The 19,373-nt window shown below is 62.9% G+C and carries 21 protein-coding genes; 16 read left to right on the forward strand and 5 right to left on the reverse strand.

Features of this window, described 5'->3' with window-relative positions; genetic code table 11:
- Positions 1-194 precede the first annotated feature (194 nt).
- The 8 genes from NKH19_RS14635 (at position 195) to NKH19_RS14670 (ending at position 6,420) form a co-directional block, all read left to right on the forward strand.
- Positions 195-602 carry an endonuclease domain-containing protein gene (locus tag NKH19_RS14635; protein WP_352868270.1) on the forward strand — a complete coding sequence of 136 codons (408 nt, stop codon included), beginning with the start codon at positions 195-197 and terminating at the stop codon, positions 600-602.
- Complete coding sequence (locus NKH19_RS14640) at positions 599-985, forward strand: VOC family protein (RefSeq protein WP_352868267.1); 387 nt, start codon at positions 599-601, stop codon at positions 983-985. Before NKH19_RS14635 ends, NKH19_RS14640 begins: the two co-directional genes overlap by 4 nt.
- A gap of 6 nt (positions 986-991) precedes the next feature.
- Positions 992-1,483 (forward strand): GFA family protein, encoded by a 492-nt coding sequence (locus NKH19_RS14645; protein WP_352868264.1) that lies wholly within the window; start codon positions 992-994, stop codon positions 1,481-1,483.
- Entirely contained in the window at positions 1,480-1,956 is a 477-nt protein-coding gene (locus tag NKH19_RS14650; RefSeq protein ID WP_352868262.1) for a GFA family protein, read from the forward strand. The genes NKH19_RS14645 and NKH19_RS14650 overlap by 4 nt, the downstream gene beginning before the upstream one ends.
- Positions 1,953-2,912, forward strand: a complete 960-nt coding sequence (gene pip / locus NKH19_RS14655) for a prolyl aminopeptidase (protein ID WP_352868260.1) — start codon at positions 1,953-1,955, stop codon at positions 2,910-2,912. The genes NKH19_RS14650 and pip overlap by 4 nt, the downstream gene beginning before the upstream one ends.
- 197 nt (positions 2,913-3,109) lie before the next feature.
- Entirely contained in the window at positions 3,110-4,726 is a 1,617-nt protein-coding gene (cimA, locus tag NKH19_RS14660; RefSeq protein WP_352868258.1) for a citramalate synthase, read from the forward strand.
- An 83-nt stretch (positions 4,727-4,809) separates the two neighbouring features.
- Entirely contained in the window at positions 4,810-5,727 is a 918-nt protein-coding gene (gene rarD / locus NKH19_RS14665) for an EamA family transporter RarD (RefSeq protein WP_352868255.1), read from the forward strand.
- A gap of 9 nt (positions 5,728-5,736) precedes the next feature.
- Entirely contained in the window at positions 5,737-6,420 is a 684-nt protein-coding gene (locus NKH19_RS14670) for a glutathione S-transferase family protein (protein WP_352868253.1), read from the forward strand.
- Positions 6,421-6,424: 4 nt separating this feature from the next.
- Here the strand turns inward: NKH19_RS14670 and NKH19_RS14675 are convergent, their stop codons facing one another.
- On the reverse strand, positions 6,425-7,423 hold the full coding sequence (locus NKH19_RS14675) for a transporter (protein WP_352868250.1): 999 nt from the start codon (positions 7,421-7,423) through the stop codon (positions 6,425-6,427).
- Between the two features lie 268 nt (positions 7,424-7,691).
- On the opposite strand from NKH19_RS14675, the gene NKH19_RS14680 reads away from it, so the two are divergent.
- Complete coding sequence (locus NKH19_RS14680; protein WP_352868291.1) at positions 7,692-8,036, forward strand: LysR substrate-binding domain-containing protein; 345 nt, start codon at positions 7,692-7,694, stop codon at positions 8,034-8,036.
- 342 nt (positions 8,037-8,378) lie between these two features.
- On the opposite strand, the gene NKH19_RS14685 is transcribed toward NKH19_RS14680, so the two are convergent.
- The gene (locus NKH19_RS14685; RefSeq protein ID WP_352868247.1) at positions 8,379-8,990 is read right to left on the reverse strand and encodes an LOG family protein; all 612 of its coding nucleotides are present in this window, start codon (positions 8,988-8,990) and stop codon (positions 8,379-8,381) included.
- Between the two features lie 126 nt (positions 8,991-9,116).
- Between NKH19_RS14685 and NKH19_RS14690 the strand changes: the two genes are divergently transcribed.
- Positions 9,117-10,661 (forward strand): LysM peptidoglycan-binding domain-containing protein, encoded by a 1,545-nt coding sequence (locus NKH19_RS14690; protein ID WP_352868244.1) that lies wholly within the window; start codon positions 9,117-9,119, stop codon positions 10,659-10,661.
- A gap of 30 nt (positions 10,662-10,691) precedes the next feature.
- Here NKH19_RS14690 and NKH19_RS14695 read toward each other — a convergent pair whose 3' ends face one another.
- On the reverse strand, positions 10,692-11,483 hold the full coding sequence (locus NKH19_RS14695) for an NAD(P)H-dependent oxidoreductase (protein ID WP_352868241.1): 792 nt from the start codon (positions 11,481-11,483) through the stop codon (positions 10,692-10,694).
- A 94-nt stretch (positions 11,484-11,577) separates the two neighbouring features.
- On the opposite strand from NKH19_RS14695, the gene NKH19_RS14700 reads away from it, so the two are divergent.
- From NKH19_RS14700 to NKH19_RS14715, 4 genes are all read left to right on the forward strand, one after another.
- A complete protein-coding gene (locus tag NKH19_RS14700; protein ID WP_352868289.1) occupies positions 11,578-12,510 on the forward strand; it encodes a LysR family transcriptional regulator in 933 nt (310 codons plus the stop codon).
- Positions 12,511-12,577: 67 nt separating this feature from the next.
- The gene (locus tag NKH19_RS14705; RefSeq protein ID WP_352868238.1) at positions 12,578-12,919 is read left to right on the forward strand and encodes an ArsR/SmtB family transcription factor; all 342 of its coding nucleotides are present in this window, start codon (positions 12,578-12,580) and stop codon (positions 12,917-12,919) included.
- Between the two features lie 77 nt (positions 12,920-12,996).
- Complete coding sequence (locus NKH19_RS14710) at positions 12,997-14,877, forward strand: ABCB family ABC transporter ATP-binding protein/permease (protein ID WP_352868236.1); 1,881 nt, start codon at positions 12,997-12,999, stop codon at positions 14,875-14,877.
- 129 nt (positions 14,878-15,006) lie between these two features.
- Complete coding sequence (locus NKH19_RS14715) at positions 15,007-15,354, forward strand: antibiotic biosynthesis monooxygenase family protein (protein ID WP_352868233.1); 348 nt, start codon at positions 15,007-15,009, stop codon at positions 15,352-15,354.
- Here the strand turns inward: NKH19_RS14715 and NKH19_RS14720 are convergent.
- Positions 15,351-16,223 carry an SMP-30/gluconolactonase/LRE family protein gene (locus tag NKH19_RS14720; protein WP_352868231.1) on the reverse strand — a complete coding sequence of 291 codons (873 nt, stop codon included), beginning with the start codon at positions 16,221-16,223 and terminating at the stop codon, positions 15,351-15,353. The two genes, NKH19_RS14715 and NKH19_RS14720, sit on opposite strands and share 4 nt — an antisense overlap.
- 221 nt (positions 16,224-16,444) lie before the next feature.
- Here NKH19_RS14720 and NKH19_RS14725 point away from each other — a divergent pair, with 221 nt between their 5' ends.
- Positions 16,445-17,716 carry a DMP19 family protein gene (locus NKH19_RS14725; protein WP_352868229.1) on the forward strand — a complete coding sequence of 424 codons (1,272 nt, stop codon included), beginning with the start codon at positions 16,445-16,447 and terminating at the stop codon, positions 17,714-17,716.
- A gap of 50 nt (positions 17,717-17,766) precedes the next feature.
- Here the strand turns inward: NKH19_RS14725 and NKH19_RS14730 are convergent, their stop codons facing one another.
- Positions 17,767-18,498 (reverse strand): lysozyme inhibitor LprI family protein, encoded by a 732-nt coding sequence (locus tag NKH19_RS14730; RefSeq protein ID WP_352868227.1) that lies wholly within the window; start codon positions 18,496-18,498, stop codon positions 17,767-17,769.
- Positions 18,499-18,673: 175 nt separating this feature from the next.
- On the opposite strand from NKH19_RS14730, the gene NKH19_RS14735 reads away from it, so the two are divergent.
- On the forward strand, positions 18,674-19,372 hold the full coding sequence (locus NKH19_RS14735) for a phosphatidylserine decarboxylase (protein ID WP_352868224.1): 699 nt from the start codon (positions 18,674-18,676) through the stop codon (positions 19,370-19,372).
- Position 19,373: the final 1 nt, after the last annotated feature.

Raw genomic sequence — 19,373 nt, forward strand, 5'->3', positions numbered from 1 at the left:
AGAGGGGGGTGTGAAGGAACGCCAGCGTTTCTGTTTGCCCACTCTCGTTTCGACCGTTTTCCGAAAAGGCAGCGGTCTCCAGTTGATAAGCGGGCGGGACAGCACCCCCCTCTGTCCTGCCGGACATCTCCCCCGCAAGGGGGGAGATCGGCCCTAGTCGCCGATTTCGCTAGTTGCCGGCGAAGGGGTGTTTGATGGGACACGATCTTGTTCCGCAACGACACCGCCGGAATGCAAAATCCATGCGTCGCGTTATGACCGATGCGGAGTTGAAACTTTGGAATGAGTTGCGCGCTCATCGGCTGATGGGAATGAGCTTTCGGCGGCAGGTGCCGATTGGACCTTACATCGTCGACTTTGCTTGCTCAGCCTATCATCTCGTTGTCGAGGTCGACGGTAGCCAACATGCGGATAGCGAAAATCTACAACATGACGAGACACGCAGCGCATATTTGAAGAGCAGCGGCTGGACCATCCTGCGCTTCTGGAACGACGACGTCATTCGCGATATCGACAATGTCTGCCAGCACATCGTTATCGAGGCTGGCCTGGCCGGCGCTGAAAAGCCAGTACCCGAACCAGCAAGGGAGTCCGTTTCATGATCGACCATCTCGGCATCACCGTTGCCGATTTCGCCGCTTCGAAGGGTTTCTACGACAAGGCGATGGCGCCCCTTGGTGCCGCGCTGCTGTACATGGTGCCGCTGGAATACACCGGCGGCGCCAAGGTCGGTGGCTATGGCCGCGACCGGCCGGTGTTCTGGCTGAGTACCAGCAAGGACAAACCCAATGACCACCAGCACGTCGCCTTCACCGCGCGCAGCCGCGCCGAGGTCGATGCCTTCCATGCCGCGGCCCTTGCCGCCGGCGGCAAGGACAATGGCGGCCCGGGCCTGCGTCCGCACTATCATCCGAGCTACTACGCCGCTTTCGTCTTCGATCCCGACGGCAACAATGTCGAGGCCGTCTGCCATGCCCCGGAGTGAGCGGCGATGAGCCTCGACAACCGGCCGATCTATACCGGCGGCTGCCAGTGCGGCGCGGTGCGCTTTCGCGTCGAAGGCGCGTTGGGGGACGCGTCGATCTGCCATTGCCGCATGTGCCAGAAGGCGTTCGGCTCGTTCTACGCGCCGCTTGTTTCAGTGCGCGAGGCGAAGCTCGACTGGACGCGTGGCGAGCCGAAATATTTTCGCTCATCCAACCATGTCGATCGTGGTTTTTGTGGCAATTGCGGCACGCCGCTGACCTTCACCGCGCCGGATGGTGTCGGGCTGGCGATCGGTGCGTTCGACAATCCGGCGGAGATCGCGCCGCTGATCCAGTGGGGCACGGAGGCAAAGCTGCCCTATGTCGATACGATCCCGCAATTGCCGGGCGAGGAGACCATGGCCGACATGTCGTCGGCCCCCTACCTGGCCGATCTCGTCTCCTATCAGCATCCAGACCACGACACCGAACAATGGCCGCCAGAGGAAAAGCCATGACCGAGACAGTTAGAACCGGTGGCTGCCAATGCGGCGCCGTGCGTTTCCGCATTCATGGGGCGCTCGGCCGCCCCTCCATCTGCCATTGCCGCATGTGCCAGAAGCAATTCGGCTCGTTTTTCGGTGCGCTGGTGACGGTGCCCAGGGATGGCGTCGAGTGGACCCATGAAGAGCCGAGCTATTTCCAATCGTCGGTCAACATCGATCGTGGTTTCTGCGCCAGATGCGGGACGCCGCTGACCTATCGGCAGCCCGGCGGACTTGAGATCGCCATCGGCGCCTTCGACGACCGTTCCGATCTCGCCCCGCAGATCCAAATCAATTACGCAGCGCGGCTGCCCTGGGTGGAGACGATCTTCGATCAGCCCGTTCATCAGGACCCCGACTACTACGCGAGGCAGGAGCAGATCATCTCCTTCCAGCATCCCGACCATGAAACAGCGGACTGGCCGACCAAAGGTTTGCAACTATGAGCAGTCAATTGCGTACGCTCTACCCCGAGATCGAGGCGTTCGATTCCGGCATGCTCGATGTCGGCGACGGCCATCAGGTCTACTGGGAGCGTTCCGGCACCAAGGGCGCCAAGCCGGCCGTGTTCCTGCATGGCGGGCCAGGTGGCACCATCTCGCCAAAACATCGGCGGCTGTTTGACCCGAAGCTTTACGACGTCATCCTGTTCGACCAGCGCGGCTGCGGAAAATCGACGCCCAACGCCTCGCTCGAAGCCAACACGACATGGCATCTGGTCGCCGATATCGAACGTTTGCGCGAAATGGTCGGCTTCGACAAATGGCTGGTGTTCGGCGGCTCCTGGGGCTCCACGCTTGCGCTCGCCTATGCCGAGACGCACCCCGAACGCGTCAGCGAACTGGTGGTGCGCGGCATCTACACACTGACGCGCGCCGAACTCGAATGGTACTACCAGTTCGGCGTTTCGGAGATGTTCCCGGACAAATGGGAGCGTTTCCTGGCGCCGATCCCCGAGGCCGAGCGCGGCGACATGATGGCCGCCTACCGCAAGCGGCTGGTCGGCAGCGATCGCAAGGCGCGGATCGAAGCCGCCCGCGCCTGGAGTCTGTGGGAAGGCGAAACCATCACGCTGTTGCCGGAGCCCGAAACCAGCGGTCCGTTTGGTGAAGACGACTATGCCGTCGCCTTCGCCCGCATCGAGAACCACTATTTCGTCCATGCCGGCTGGCTGGAGGAAGGTCAGCTGTTGCGCGATACGCACAAACTTGCGGATATTCCCGGCACCATCGTCCATGGCCGCTACGACATGCCGTGCCCGGCGCGCTATGCCTGGGCGCTGCACAAGGCCTGGCCGAAGGCGGATTTCCATCTGATCGAGGGCGCCGGTCATGCGTATTCGGAGCCGGGTATTTTGGATCAACTGATCCGGGCGACGGATCGGTTTGCGGGGAAGACATAGTCGATGCACGGCGATCCTTCACACCCCCCTCTGTCCTGCCGGACATCTCCCCCGCAAGGGGGGAGATTGGATGTCGCCTTCGCTTTCGCCAATCGCCGACATTGCAGGACCAGCACTGTCGTCAAAGCTGCCGATCTCCCCCCTTGCGGGGGAGATGGCCGGCAGGCCAGAGGGGGGTGCTCAAGCACCTTGCTGTCATGAAAAAGGAAAGACTGTTCCTCTTCGACACCACGTTGCGCGATGGCCAGCAGACGCCGGGCATCGACTTTTCCGTCGAGGACAAGATCGCCATCGCCAAACTGCTTGACGCCTTCGGCCTCGACTATGTCGAGGGCGGCTATCCCGGCGCCAACCCGACCGACACGGCCTTCTTCCAGGAGAAGCGCACGGCACGCGCCAAATTCGTCGCCTTCGGCATGACCAAGCGGGCAGGGGTATCGGCGTCCAACGATCCCGGCCTTGCATCACTGGTGCAGTCGAAATCGGACGCCATCTGCTTCGTCGCCAAGAGCTGGGACTACCATGTCCGCGTCGCGCTCGGCTGCACCAATGAGGAGAACCTCGACGCCATCAAGGCCTCCGTCGAGGCGGCGATCGCCGCCGGCAAGGAGACATTGGTCGACTGCGAGCATTTCTTCGACGGCTTCAAGGCCAATCCCGACTATGCACTGGCCTGTGCCAGGACCGCTTATGATGCCGGCGCGCGCTGGGTGGTGCTGTGCGACACCAATGGCGGCACGCAGCCGTCGGAAGTCCGCGCCATTGTCGAGAGCGTCATCGCCTTCGGTATGTCAGGCGATCATCTCGGCATCCATGCCCATGACGACACTGGCCAGGCCGTGGCCAATTCGCTGGCCGCGGTCGAGGCCGGCGTGCGCCAGATACAGGGCACGCTCAACGGTATCGGCGAGCGCTGCGGCAACGCCAACCTGATCTCGATCATGCCGACGCTGGCTCTGAAGCCGGCTTTTGCCGATCGTTTCGAGACGGGCATTTCGACTGAGGCGCTGACCGGTATTTCGCGCCTGTCGCGCGCCTTTGATGAACTCTTGAACCGCGCCCCGGAAGCGCAGGCGCCCTATGTCGGCGCATCAGCCTTCGCGACCAAGGCCGGCATCCATGCTTCGGCGCTGGCCAAGGAGCCGGCGACCTATGAGCATGTGCCTCCGGAAACGGTCGGCAACCGCCGCCGCGTCATGGTTTCGGATCAGGGCGGCAAGGCCAATTTCCTCGCCGAGCTGAAGCGGCGCGGCATCGACGTGCCGAAGGACGATCACCGGCTCGACGCGCTGATATCAGTGGTCAAGGAACGCGAGGCCGAGGGCTATGCCTATGAGGGTGCCGACGCCAGCTTCGAGCTTCTGGCGCGCAAGATGCTGCACGGCCTGCCGGAGTTCTTCAACGTCACCTCGTTCCGCTGCATGGTCGAGCGCCGCTTCGACGCCAACGGCCAGTTGAAGACGGTGTCCGAAGCGATCGTGAAAGTGCTGGTCGACGGCGAGGAGAAGATGTCGGTGGCCGAGGGGCACGGCCCGGTCAACGCACTCGACATCGCGCTGCGCAAGGATCTTGGCAAATTCCAGGGCGAGATCGCCGATATGGAGCTTGCCGACTTCAAGGTGCGTATCCTCAATGGCGGCAGCGAGGCGATCACCCGCGTTCTGATCGAATCGCATGACGGCACCGGCGCGCGCTGGTGGACAGTCGGCGTTTCCGAAAACATCATCGACGCCTCGTTCCAGGCGCTGATGGATTCCATCGTCTACAAGCTGATGAAGAACCGCGAGATGGCCGGCCTTGTGGCGGCCGAATAGGGTTGAACCATCAGCGAAAGTCCATTGATCCATCAGAACTTTGCGATGGTCTTGGCAAGATGGCTGGGCCATAGCGTTGGGCCATGGCCACTGAAGCGATTACCCTGGACGCGGACTCGAAGGCACGGCGCGGCTTTTTGCTGGCGCTTGGCGCCTATCTCTTGTGGGGAATGCTGCCCTTCTACATGAAGGCCGTGGCGCATCTGCCGCTTGCTGAAGTGATAGCCCATCGCATCGTCTGGTCGGTGCCGATCGCCGCCGCCGTCCTGATCTGGGCTGGCCGCACGGCGGACTTCAAGGCGGCGTTGCGTTCGCCGCGCACCATCGCCATGGCCGCGCTGACGGCGGCGCTGATCTCGGTCAACTGGGGCATCTATGTCTGGGCGATCGCCGTCGACCGCACCGTCGAGACCGCGCTCGGCTATTACATCAACCCGCTGGTCAGCGTCGTCGTCGGCGCGCTGTTGCTGGGCGAGCGGCTCGACCGTCTGCAGATTGCGGCCGTGGTGCTGGCGGCCGTCGCCGTCGCCGTGCTGACCATCGAGGGCGGCAAGCTGCCCTGGGTGTCGCTGGCCTTGGCGTTTTCCTTCGCCGCCTACGGCTTCTTCCGCAAGACGCTGCCGATCGGCCCGAGCCAAGGGTTTCTGCTCGAAGTGCTTTTGCTGTCGGTGCCGGCCCTTGGCTACATCGTCTACCTGATCGCGACCGGACAGGACCACATCGTATCCAGTAGCGGTACCGATACGGCGCTGCTGATTGGCTGCGGTCCGGTCACGTCGGTGCCGCTCTTGCTGTTCGCCTTCGGCGCCAAGCTGCTGCGCCTCTCCACCATCGGCATCATGCAATACATCGCGCCGACCATGGTGTTCCTGATCGCCGTGCTGATCTTCGATGAGCCTTTCGGCACCACCCAGGCCGTCGCCTTTGCACTGATCTGGGCGGCACTGGCGGTGTATTCCTGGTCGATGTTGACGACAGCGCGCAAGGCTTCTGCCCGGTAAGGAGTTTCGATGTACTTGCTGCATATCGCCAACAAGAACTATTCCTCATGGTCGTTGCGGCCCTGGGTGTTGATGCGAGAGCTGGATATCCCATTCGAGGAGCGGCTGACGCCATTCCCGACCGGCTCGAGCTGGAGCCTCTATCGGTCGTTCTCGCCCAGCGGCCGGGTGCCGTGCCTGATCGACGACGGTTGGGCGGTCTGGGATTCGCTGGCGATCGCCGAATATCTCGCCGAGCGCCACCATGGTGTGTGGCCTGTCGAGGCCAAGGCACGCGCCTGGGCGCGTTCGGCCGCCGCCGAGATGCATTCGAGTTTCACCGCACTGCGTGGCGCCTGTCCGATGAGCTGCGGCCTGCGCGCGAAACCGTTTCCGATGTCCGATGCGCTGAAGCAGGACCTCTTTCGCCTCGGCGACCTCTGGAACGATGGCCTTGCTCGTTTCGGCGGGCCGTTTCTGGCCGGCGCTCATTTCACCGCCGTCGACGCTTTCTTTGCCCCGGTGGCGTTTCGCGCACAGTCCTATGGGCTCTCTTTCGACGGTGCGGCTACAGCCTATCCGGCGCAGTTGTTTGCCCTGCCGGCGATGCGCGAATGGTATGCGGCTGGCCTTGCCGAGACCTGGCGCGAGCCCGACCACGAAGCGGAAGTCGCCGCCGCCGGCACCATCATCGAGGATTTTCGCGCGGTTTGAGCGCTTACATCCGCCCGAGGCGCCGTACGAATAAATAGGTACCCGCCGCGATAACCATCGACACGCCCGACACCACCCAGAACCCCATCGGCGTGTTGACCAGGGGCAGCCCGCCGACATTCATGCCGAACAGGCCGGAGATGATGGTCATCGGCAACAGCACCGCCGTCATCACCGACAGCACATAAAGCAACTGGTTCGACTGCGTCGTCAGCTTGGCCATCAGCTCGTCCTGCAGCAGCCGGGCGCGCGCCTGCAACTGTTCGCCGTCATAGTGCAGCGTCTGCGCACGGTGCGACAGCCGCGCCGCCATGTCGTTGATTGTGTCAGGCAGGTCGTTGCGGTGCGAATGATCGAGATGGCGAAACAGATTGGTCAGCGTCGCCATTTGCCGGTGGATCACCACCAGGTGCCGCCGAGCATCGACGAGGGATTGCCGCTCATTGTGCCATGCGTCGCAGACGATGCGATCCTCGATGCCGTCGAGACTGTCGCCGATTGCCGCGAGTTCGGCCACCATGCCGTCGAACGATTGGCCGACGACCGCCTCGATCAACTCGGCCGGCGAGCGGAACTTGCGCGATCCGTTCTCGATCGCCTTGCGGATGTTGTCGACCGACTGCAGCGGCTGCTTGCGGGCGCCGATCAGCATGGTGTCGTTGAGGGCGAAGCGGAAATGGCCAAGCCCGCCTGCTTCCGCCGAATAGTCATGTCGCAGGTCCGGCAGGTCGCCGTAGAGCCAGTCATCCTCGAGGTCGATGTGACAGCCATGGGTGGCGGAGAGGAAAGCTTCGCGCACCGGCGCCGGCAAAGCCTGGTCGGCGCCGATCTCGTGGCGGGCGCGCATGTCGGAGAGCTGGTAGCTGCGCCATGTCCAGTGCGCGGCGGCTGCGTCCCTGGTTCGCACGCCCTCCGCGGTGAAGTGAAAGATGAAGAACAACCCGTGCTCGTCGGGCAGGTAAGGCGACAGGTCGGTGCCATCCGGGGCGAGAGCGATATCCATGGGCGCGGTGCCAGATGCAGGTTTCGAACATGGCGCCGCATGGCGGCCGCCTCACCCTTGATGTCTATCACGGGCGAACCCGGTTTCGTGTGACGGTTTCTTGACAGCCGATCACAGTCTGTCGATCACCCACGTCAATCCGGTGGTGACGCCTACGCCGCCATCGGATTGCGCCCTCTCAACGCTTCGGGCCGAACCCAGGGTAAGGGTTAGGCGAGCACGATTGCGGCCATATCCATCATGCCGACCTTGACCAGGGGACGAGCCGCTGGTGCTGGCGATCCCCGAAGATGATACGCTTGTCCAAATATCGGAGATTGGGCCGCATCACCTTGACGGCCGCATTTGGATCACGGTCGCGCGCCAGCCCGACGACACCAACCGCGGCCAATTCCTAGCGGCCTGCGCCAAAGCCGGCTTTCTGCCCGACATCGTCTATGAGACGGCGGACCCGCTGACCTCGCTCGGTCTGGTCAGCGCCGGTCTCGGCCTGGCGACGGTGGAGGCCAGTCTGCGTGCCGGCGCTCCGTCGCGGATAGTGTTTCGCGACCTGCCATGGTTCGAGCGCACGGTTTCCATCTATCTTGCCTGGCGTCGGTCTTTGTTAACCTGAGTGCGGAGCCCTAGCCTACTGCAGCTGCCTGCCGCAAGCCGGCGATCACCGCGCGGCGGTCAGGACGCCTGACGACAGTTCGGCGGTGTCGGCTTTTGTGCCGGTGATAGGAATTTTTTCTTGATTCCGTGACCTCAGCTATGGTACATATTCGTCCATGGTGCTGATTTGCGCCAGTGACCCGCCGCACAGGCGGGTTTTTCGTTTGATGCTCCGTCAGCCAATGCGCAGGCGAAGGCAGCGAAGGAACCCGTTAAGCCGAGTTCGTTGCCCTGGGCAGTAGGCAGTAGGGGTTGCCGTCCCCCGGCATTCACACTGCCTACCGCCCTATTCCCTACTGCCTCACATCTTGTCTATCACCGACTGCACGCCCTCGGTCGGGGCGTCGACGGAGGATCCAGCCACCATGATGGCGGCGACGATCGCTTCGGGGTCGTCGACGACCAGCGGCTTGACCCGTTGCGCGGTGTGGATGAAGCCCTCGGCGGCCATGTGATCGAGCAACGCCAGCATCGGATCCCAGAATCCGCCGACATTGCCGAAGACGATCGGCTTGCGATGATGGCCGAGCTGTGCCCAGGTCATGACCTCGACGATCTCCTCGACCGTGCCGATGCCACCCGGCAGCGCCACAAAGGCGTCGGATTTCTCGAACATCTTGTGCTTGCGCTCATGCATGTTGTCGGTGATCAAGACCTCGTCGAGCCGGCCAAGCGCGGTTTCGGTCGCTTCCTTGTTGATCAGGAAGCGCGGAATGATGCCCGTCACCTTGCCGCCAGCGCGCAAGGCGCCTTCGGCGACGGCGCCCATGATTCCTTTGGTGCCGCCGCCATAGATCAGCCGCAGGCCCGCTTTGGCAATCGAGCGCCCGAGCAGGTGTCCGGCCTTGATATAGATTTCATCGCGGCCCGGAGACGAGCCGCAATAGACGCAGACGGATCGAATCGTGTTCATGCCGATGATTGGTGATTGGGTCTGAAAGCTGGGTCAAGCCCCAAGGGTGAACAAGCCCGGGCTTTTTCTTGTCGGCTTTGGCAAAACAGGTTAGACCGGCGTTAGGTGGCTAAGGGGTAGGGAAATATGGCAATTAATCCATTGAAGGCGTTCCTGTTCGCGGCGGGTGGGACCGTTGCGGTCGCGGGAACCGCCTATGTATCGGGCGCACTCGACCCGTATCTTAATCCGACTCCGCCGGCGCAGGTGGCTGCCTTGACGCCGCCCGCGGCGCCGAAACCGGCTGATCCCGATACGGAAGCGCGGCTGCCTCAAGCTGAGGTCCCAGCCGCTCCCGCCGCGGTGCCCCAGGCCGCGGCACCGGCCGCACCGGCAACGGATGCGGCGGCTCCGGCAGCACCGGCTGCGGCCGGTCCGATCGCACCGTCCTTCGATGTCGTGCGCGTCGAGAGCAATGGCTCCATCGTTATCGCCGGCAATGCGGCGCCCAATTCAAAGGTCGAAATACTCAACGGCACGGCCGTGCTCGGTTCGACGGTCGCCGGCACCGATGGCGCCTTTGTTATTATTCTCGATGATCCGCTGAAGCCCGGCGACTATACGATCGCGCTGCGTGCGACGACCGGCGATGTCGTGACACCCTCGGTGCAGACCGCTGTCGTCTCGGTTCCCAAGGATACGGCCGGCCAGGTGCTTGCCATGGTCGAGGAGCCGGGCAAGCCGGCGGAACTGCTTACCGTTCCCGCGCCCGAGACAAAGCCAGCCGCACCGGCTGCCAGCGACCAGGCTGCCGCTCCTGCAGCCGAAGCGCCCGCAACCGCTGCTCCGGCACCAGCCGCACCGGCGCCAGCCGTGGTTGAAGCAGCACCGGCTCCAGCAGCGCCGGCGACGCCGCCCGCCGCAGCCGTGGCCGAACCCAAGATCGTCGTCGAGGCGGTCGAGATCGACGGCAACAAGATCTTTGTCGCCGGCCTCGCCGATCCGGGCCGCAAGGTGCGCGCCTATGCCAACGATATCCTGCTCGGTGACGCGCAGACATCACCGGACGGCCATTTCCTCGTCGAGGCGATGCGCGACATCCCGGTCGGCAGCTATACCATCCATGTCGACGGTCTCGATGCCGACGGCGTGAAAGTGGTGGCCCGCGCCGCCGTGCCATTCGAGCGCGAGCCGGGTGAATCGATCGCCGCCGTGGCGCCCGCGGAGCCCAAGCCTGCCGACCCGAAGCCGGCCGCGCCCGCTGTTGTCGCGGCTGCTCCGGCGGAGCCGGCACCGGCTCCTGCCGTGCCGGCAACCGAGGCGCCGGCCATTGCCGGGGCACCGGCTGAAACGGCACCGGCCACCGCGCCCGCCACTGAGGCTCCGGCCGTTGTGGCAGCGGCCCCACCGCCAGGCAATGTGCCCGAGACCGTTGCGCCCAAGCTCGAGCATGCCGACGGTGCTGTCATCATCCGCCGCAACGACACGCTGTGGCGGATTTCACGACGCGTCTATGGCCATGGCGTGCGCTTCTCGACCATCTACCTCGCCAACCAGGATCAGATCAGCGATCCTGATCGCATCTGGCCGGGGCAGGTGTTCAAGGTCCCGGAAAAGTCCAAGGAAGGCGAAGCCGCCGACCTCAAGGCGATGGGCGAGCAGGCAACGACAGCGCCGGCCAAGACCAATTAGAGTCCAAGGCCGTCCAAAGGTCGACGTCAGCTAGTTTGTTGAGCCGCTCAGGTGCAGTTTGAATCCGATCAAGTTCGGATCGCTCCGGTCGGGGCGTAGCTTCATGCTCGGAATCAAATAGTCGCCGCCATTCTGCCGGCGATAGGGGATGGGTTGCGTGGTCGCGAACGTCCTCATCCTCTCGCGCAGGCGCTCGGCAGTGGGCTCGAAGTCGGCTTCGCCGAAGCGGTCGACGCTATAGGCTACGAACGGCGGAAGGACGTCGTAGCCCGGGTAGTAGAGAATCCCGTGGTTGATCGGGAACAGCAGATCATCGATTGGTCCGTTGACGCCGCGAGGGGCATAGTGCTCCTCCCAGCCGCCGGCGGTCACGATCAACATTGCGCGCTTGCCCATCAAGGTTCCCTCGCCGTAGCGGTCGCCCCATCGTTTGTCACTATGTTCGCCCACACCGTAAGCGAAGCCGTAGGCAAAGACCCTGTCGACCCAGCCCTTGAGGATCGCCGGCATGGCAAACCACCAGAGCGGAAACTGGAGAATCAGGGCATCCGCCCACAGCAGCTTTGCGATCTCGGCCTTGACGTCCTCTGTCAGCGCGTCGGCCTCGAAAGACTTTTTGGAAGCCGCGGCAGGCATCAGCCGCGCATCAGACGCCAAAACCGGAAAGTCGGCCCGATCAACCGCTGATTTCCAACCTTGGGCATAAAGGTCCGTCACCCGCACTTCGTGGCCTTGTGCCTCAAGTTCTCTAATGGCGACGTCGCGGAGCGCGCCGTTGAGCGAGCGCGATTCGGGATGAGCGAAGACAAGTAGAATTTTCATGCGGGGACTCCTTGGATTGAAAAACTGGTCCCTTAGCTAGGCAATATCGACATAATCCGCTACGCATTCGTAATGCATAAGATTGTGCCGAATAATGGATAAATCAGATATCACCCTCGAACGCATGCGCACCTTCATTCGCGTTGCGGAACGGGGCAGTCTGTCGTTGGTTGCCGGCGAACTGGGCATCGGGCAATCGACGGTTACGCGGCATTTGCAAGAGCTTGAAGAGGCAGTGGGTGTGCCTTTGCTCAGCAGGACCACCCGGCGGGTCACGCTGACCGATGAGGGCAGCCGGTACTATGCTAACAGCGTCCAGATCCTGCGCCTTGTCGAGCAGGCCGGCGACGAAGCGCGGGGCGCACGTGGCGCGCCGGCTGGCACCGTGCGGATATCCTGTACGGCCGCTTTCGGGGTCTTGCACACCAGCCGGCTCATCTTCGCCTTTCAGGACCGATATCCCGACATCGGAATTGACCTCAGCCTCACCGATGAGCGTGTCGATCTCGTCCGGGAAGGCGTCGATATCGCGCTTCGCTTGGGTCCGCTAACGGACAGCTCATTGAGGTTGCGGGCCCTCGGCCTATCACGGCGCCTGCTCGTGGCATCGCCGGATTATCTGGCGGCGCGAGGCAGACCGGCTGTCCCGTCGGACCTGTCTGGACATGAGGGCATCCGGATGTCGAACGTGGCGGGCAGTGAAACTCTTGCTTTGCAGGGTGTCGGGGGCGAGCGCCATATGGTGCCTTTCGCGGGGCGACTGCGTGTCGACCATGGGCTTGCCGCGCGCGAGGCCTTGGTCGCGGGTCGAGGGGTCGCACCGGCCCACCGATGGCTTGTCGACGATCTTTTGGCGGCGGGACTGCTCGAGACGATACTGGATGATTATTCGCTGCCGTCCGCCCCATTGAACATGCTGATTGTCCCGGAGCGCTCGGGCGTTGCAAGGGTCCGCCTGCTGGTCGACTTCCTGGCCGAACGGATTGCCGACATCCCGGGGATCGAGAAGTCCAGCTCACAGCGTTAGCCGCTATCTGGTCTGCCCAGAAGAGTAGCTTGCGGCGGCGCCAGCCATCGTTTATCGCCGATGGACGATGAGCGACAGCCCCTTCGAAATCCATAGACTCCGCTCCACGTCGGAAGCCCCGGACAGCCGCGCCGTGGCCGCCCGGTTGGCAGCGCTTTCGCACCCGGCGCGGATCGAAATCGTAAAATACCTGTCGGCCAGCAGCTCATGTTGCTGCCGCGAAGTCGTCGATCGTTTCGACCTGGCGCAGTCCACCGTGTCACAACACCTGAAGATACTGGTCGAAGCCGGGCTGGTCCGGTTCGAGCCTGATCGCCAGCGTTCGCGCTATGCGATCGATCACGCCGCGCTCGCCGACGTTTCGGCGTCGCTGACCGCCCTCGTCAATTCCTGCTGCTCCGGCCGCTAGAACCATGATCCCGAAAAGTGGAGTCCGGTTTTCGGACGAGATCATGGTCAAAAAGACATAAGAAGAAGGCACAAGAAATGGCCGAAAAAACCGTCTCCGATTCCTCGACCTTCAAGACGCTGCTCAACCTGTGGCCCTACATGTGGCCGGCGGACCGCGCCGATCTCAGGGCGCGGGTCACCTGGGCGACGCTTCTGCTGGTCGTCGCCAAGCTGACGCTGGTCGCCGGTCCCTATTTCTTCAAATGGGCGACCGACGCGCTGGCCGGCGACGCCAAATCGGTGCCGCCGCTGCCGACCTTTCTGCTGGCGCCCGTCATGCTGGTCATCGCCTACAATGTCGTGCGGCTGGTGCAGCTTGGCTTCAATCAGCTGCGCGACGCGCTGTTTGCCCGCGTCGGCCAATATGCCGTGCGCCAGCTCGCCTTCCGCACCTTCGTCCACATGCACCAACTGTCGCTGCGCTTCCACCTGGAGCGGCGCACCGGCGGCCTGTCGCGCATCATCGAGCGCGGCACCAAGGGCATCGAGACGATCGTGCGCTTCATCATGCTCAACACGGCGCCGACCATCCTCGAATTCGCGCTGACCACCGGCATCTTCGCCTATACCTATGGCTGGAAATATGTGGCCGTCGTCGCGGTCACCGTCTGGGTCTATGTCTGGTTCACGGTCCGCGCCAGCGACTGGCGCATCTCGATCCGCCGCGACATGAACGACAGCGACACCGACGCCAACACCAAGGCGATCGACTCGCTGCTCAATTACGAGACGGTCAAGTATTTCAACAATGAAGGCATGGAGGCCGAGCGCTTCGACCGTTCGATGGCGCGCTACGAAATCGCCGCGACGCGCATCTGGACCTCGCTCGGCTGGCTGAACTTCGGCCAGGGCATCATCTTCGGCCTCGGCACCGTCATCGTCATGTGCATGTCGGCGCTGGAAGTGCAGGCCGGCACGCAGACGGTCGGCGATTTCGTCTTCATCAACGCCATGCTGATGCAGCTGTCGGTGCCTCTGAATTTCATCGGCTTCATCTACCGCGAAATCCGCCAGGGGCTGACCGATATCGAGCAGATGTTCGACCTTTTGGATGTGCCGCAGGAGATCGTCGACAAGCCGAACGCGAAACCGCTTACTGTCAGCGCCGGCAAGGTCGAGTTCCGCGACGTGCATTTCTCCTATGACCCGAACCGCAAGATCCTGAAGGGCATCAGCTTCGAGGTGCCGGCCGGCAAGACCGTCGCCATTGTCGGGCCATCGGGCGCCGGCAAATCGACCATCTCGCGCCTTCTGTTCCGCTTCTACGACGTGCAGGACGGCGAGGTGCTGATCGACGGCCAGGATATCAGGGATGTGACGCAGGAAAGCCTGCGCGGAGCGATCGGCATGGTGCCGCAGGACACCGTGCTGTTCAACGACACCATAGCCTACAACATCCGCTACGGCCGCATCGGCGCCAGCGAGGAGGATATGCGCAAGGCCGCCGAACTTGCCCAGATCGGCCCCTTCATCGAGCGGCTGCCCGACGGCTACAAATCGATGGTCGGTGAGCGTGGGCTGAAGCTTTCGGGCGGCGAAAAGCAGCGCGTGGCGATCGCCCGCACCATCCTGAAGGCGCCGCCGATCCTGATGCTGGACGAAGCGACCTCGGCGCTCGACAGCCACACCGAGCAGGAGATCCAGGCGGCGCTCGATCTGGTCAGCCGTGGCCGCACCACCATCGTCATCGCCCACCGGCTGTCGACGGTGATTACGGCCGACGAGATCATCGTACTGCAGGACGGCCAGATCGCCGAGCGCGGCACGCATGCCGAACTGATGCACAAGCGTGGCCTCTACGCATCGATGTGGGATCGCCAGCGCGAGGCAACCGAGGCCGAGGAGCGGCTGCGTATCGCCCGCGAGGGCGACGAACTTGGCATCGTCGTTCGCCGCCGGATGTCCGAGGTGAATTGACGCCGCTATGCTTCTCTCACAAGGGGATACGAGGGGAGGAGGAAAAACCGCTTGACCTCAACTTAAGTTGAGATTGTACGCCGTTTTTGGAGCCCGGAAGCAACATGGTCCAAGAACGGAATTATCGAAATGAGCAAGACAAGTCAGAATGTTAATGGTGGCAGCGTGTTCAGGGTGGACAAGTTCGTCGTCCCCGCCGCCGCCCGCGAGGAGATACTGGCCAAGGTCAGGACAACACATGAATTGCTGCGCCTGCAGCAAGGCTTCGTGCAGGATTTCGTGCTCGAGCAATTCTCGGGGCCGGGCGAATTCAACCTCGTCACCATCGTCGAATGGGAGAACCAGGCGGCTGTCGACCGGGTCGTGCCGATCGTCACGGCCGAGCATGCGCGTGCCGGTTTCAATCGGCAGGAGACGATCGCCCGGCTTGGCGTGCGAGCCGACATCGCCAACTATCAGCGGATCCCCGGGCTCTAGCCTGGCCAGCCGACGCCAGGTGCCGGCGCTTCAACGCTGAGCACCTGGCCGGTGCGGGCATCGCTGACCATATGCTCGAAGCCGCGCCATTCGGCGGCGACGATGAACAAGGTTTGCCGGCCCGCACCTCCCAGCATGCAGGCAAAGCAGCCGCGATCGACGGTGACCGTCTGCAACACCTCACCGCCTTCGCGCACCCGCACGCAATGCTTGTTGGGCACATCCGCGTACCAGGCTGCCCCTTCGGCATCGAGACAGATGCCGTCGGGATAGCCGTCGAAATCGGCCCAGACGCGTCGATTGGACAGGGTGCCGTCGGCTGCGATGTCGAAGGCGGTCAGCCGGTTGGCATGCGATTCGGCGACGATCAGCGTCTTGTTGTCCGGGGTCACCGCCATGCCATTGGCAAAGGCGATGTTTTCCGCCACTTGCCGGACCGCACTGTCAGGCGTGATCAACACGATGGTACCGGGACCGAAATGCTCACCGGGCACCGGCGCCGGTCCGCCGCCATTGACATAGATGTTGCCGCGCCCATCGACGACAATCTCGTTCCACGGACTTTTCGACAGGTCACGCAGATCGCCGTGTGTGACGAGCCGACCATCGGCTTCCTGCCGCAGCAGCAAGCCGTCGCGGCCCGAGACGACGAGCAGGCGGCCATCCGGCAGCCAGTCGATGGAGTAGGGCAGGACGGCTGGCACGGTCAGCACGATCTCCTTGTTGCCATCGGCATCGACGGCGATGACCTCGCCCGCACCCCAGTTGCAGAGCCACAGGCGTCCGTCATGCCAGCGGGGCGATTCCCCGAAGGCGAGGCCGCTGGTTACGACGTTGGCGATGCGCGATGCTGACTTCGACGACTGCATGCTTGGCTCCCGGATTAGTCGCTCCACCGGCCCTTTGCCCAGCGAAGCACTATCCCAAGGACGAATGAAGGGATGACACGCCGACATGGTCATTGGCAATTTTCTCTCGAGGAGCCGGCGACAGATCAAGCTAGGACGCTTTTTATCGCCTTGCATCGATGATATTGCTTCGTCGGCACTAACTCGCACCAGTTCTTGTACGATGCAGGGAAGTATTTTGGATGTTCGGATTCTTTTCGCGCAAGTCCAAGAAAATCTCCGAGAAGCCGGTTGGTGCTTCGCCTCCTGCCACAGGGCACTTATCGAAAACCGGGCTGCTAGTGCCGGTAATCGTGCCTCGCTCAACCGTGGAAGATGCGGTCAAACGGCCCTTTGAGCTCGTCTTCGCTGTCGACAAATTCATCCACGCTATGGTTTCCCAAGGGCTCTACTACTATCCGGAGATCAGTCCGAAGGCCATGCAGGTCTTCCACGCCGATTTGTATTCCGCTGAGGTGAAAAATGGCGGCCATAGTCAGTTCGTCCACAATGCCGGCAGGGAGTTCGATACTATGGTCGCCAACGCCCGTGCTGGTCTCACTGCGGCTGGTGCGAATGGGCAGCTAGCGACTCTGGAAAAGATGTCCGTCTGGGTCACGGAGCATCCCGCCGAAGCCGAAGAACAGACCGGCTTTGAGGGTGGTCGGGACGATTTTCTCGACACGCTTGATGATGCTTTCTACGACACTGACGAGGCGGCGCCGATGCTCGACCTGTTGGCGCGCTGGGTCGCGTCATGGCCCGATCTGCAAATTGTCGACGACGATGACTGCGATGAAGCCATCCGCCAATTGGCAATGGCCAATCCCCGGCGCGAATCCCGGCTTCTCCACCGATCGGTCGCCGAGCTGGTCGGCCAGATGTTTCGCCGGCGCGACGTCGGGGTTGGTCTTGCCTGTGCGGACGCGCTGCCGCCCGAAGTTAAACTATCGCTCGGTATGGCGAGGATGTTGGATGTCGAGGGCGAAAAGCAATTGGCTTTTCAACTGCGCACCAATGCAGGGGAGGTTCGTCTCTGCGTCGCCACAGACACCCATGCGGCGGTCTATGAATCCATTGCTCCGGAGGACCCGCCGATTGCGCGCGCGGGTGAAAATCCATTGGCCGCTGGCGTGCCTCGCGTCGGCCGCAAGCTCGGGCAAGTCGATGCTCAAACAATAGCAAAGGTGATCGAACTGGCTGAGGAACATCACGCGCCGGTCGCCGTCGACCTTCTGCTGCGCAAGGCCGGAATCGATCCAACCAAAGCTATCGTTTCGGCGAACTCGATCGTGCAGCGCGAGGGAGGGCCGGTTGTCAGCTGGGTGGTAATGGCCGGCGGTCACGCATTTCTCTTCCAGTCATCCCGAGATCGCTGTGCACTGTTGCGTGGTGACAATGAGGAAAGTCTGGTGGAGGCTCATCGAACTGAGCTTGAGGAATATTTCGACCTGACCGCAGCCGCCGGCGAATAAGATGTCCGCTCGGACGGAACTGGCGACTAGCGCTGTTCCCGATGGCAGCCCTACTGCTTTTCGCTCAGAAAAAAATAGCCATCGGCGTGGCCGCTGGCGCCGCATGATGGCGGTTCCGAACGGTCATCCGTGCCGGTGCCGCTCTGCTCGACGACGAGCGCATCGCCATCGCGGTGGAAGATGAAGACAAAGCCGGTCGGCTTGTCGTTGTCGTCGGTATCGACCAGCCGCAACTCCTTGCCGGCCCTGACCGTGCCGCCGATGTCGCACTCCGCACCGCCGGAGACAGGGTTGGCGACATCTTCCGACACTTCGAGCTTGCCGGCGCCTGCCGCCTTGATCTCGACCGAGCCGCGGCTGCTGCTCCATGTGCCGATGAGGCCGCTGTCCGCGGGCTTGCGGATGGCGGCGAGGAAGGTCGCGCGGTCGCGCAGAAACTCGCCGAGATCGAAAGTCTGCTGGTCCTTGGGCGTGTTCTCGTTGAAGCCGGCGATCTGGTCGCGATACAAGATGAAATCGCCTTGGTCGCCTCGCAAGGCCTTGCCGGCGCGAGGATCAAACGTCTTCAGCAATGCCGCATAGCTCCTCGCCACATCGGCGTCGGCTTGCGCCAGGGCAGGATCGGCGCAGATGGCCTTTTCCGCCACGCTTGTCGCCTTGGCGCAGTCGAAGGACGGCTTTGCTTGCGCGAATGCGCTGCCGTTCGCTGCCAGCCATGCGACCATAACTGTACCGATGGCGGACCAGGCAATGAGCTGCGCCTTGTCGGGGTTTCGGATCATGGGCGGTCGGCCTTTCCCGCGCCTAAAACCGGTGCTACCCCAAATTCTGTCGACAATGACGCCGACAAGCAAGCACGCCGGTCGCGCCCAATGCGGCGATGCCGATTGTTGCGTTGCGGCGAGGGGGGCTTTCGGCTATTGAGGCCGGACTTGAAACGGAGCCAGTTTATACCCGATGAGCCTTGTCGATACGGTCAAGAACGCGTTCGTACCGATCCATCGCGAAGGCTATCCCTTCATCGCGGCTTTTGGCGCGGCGACGCTTTTCCTCGGCTATTTCTCCTCGATCCTGTTCTGGATCGGCCTTATCCTGACGGCCTGGTGCGTCTATTTCTTCCGTGATCCCGAGCGCGTCACGCCGGTCGACGACCACCTCGTGGTCAGCCCCGCAGACGGCATCATCTCGGCTGTCGGACCGGCCGTGCCGCCGCGCGAGCTTGGCCTAGGCAACGTCGAGATGACCCGCATCTCGGTGTTCATGAACGTCTTCTCCTGCCATGTGAACCGCGCACCGGTGCGCGGCCGTATTGCCAGGATAGAACATCGGCCGGGAAAATTCCTCAATGCCGAACTCGACAAGGCAAGCACCGAGAACGAGCGCAACGGCCTGGTCATCGAGAGCCCCAACGGCACGGTCGCCGCCGTCCAGATCGCCGGCCTGGTCGCGCGGCGCATCGTCTGCTGGGCCGAGGCCGGCGGCTCGATCGCCATCGGCGAGCGCTTCGGCCTGATCCGCTTCGGCTCGCGCGTCGATGTGTTCCTGCCTTTGACCGCCACGCCGCGTGTTGCCGTTGGCCAGACGGCGGTCGGCGGCGAAACCGTGCTGGCTGAATTCGGCGGTGTCGCCGGCACGCCTCTTGTTCGGATTTCCTGAC

It is taken from the genome of Mesorhizobium sp. M1338, assembly GCF_040318045.1.
GTDB lineage: Bacteria > Pseudomonadota > Alphaproteobacteria > Rhizobiales > Rhizobiaceae > Mesorhizobium.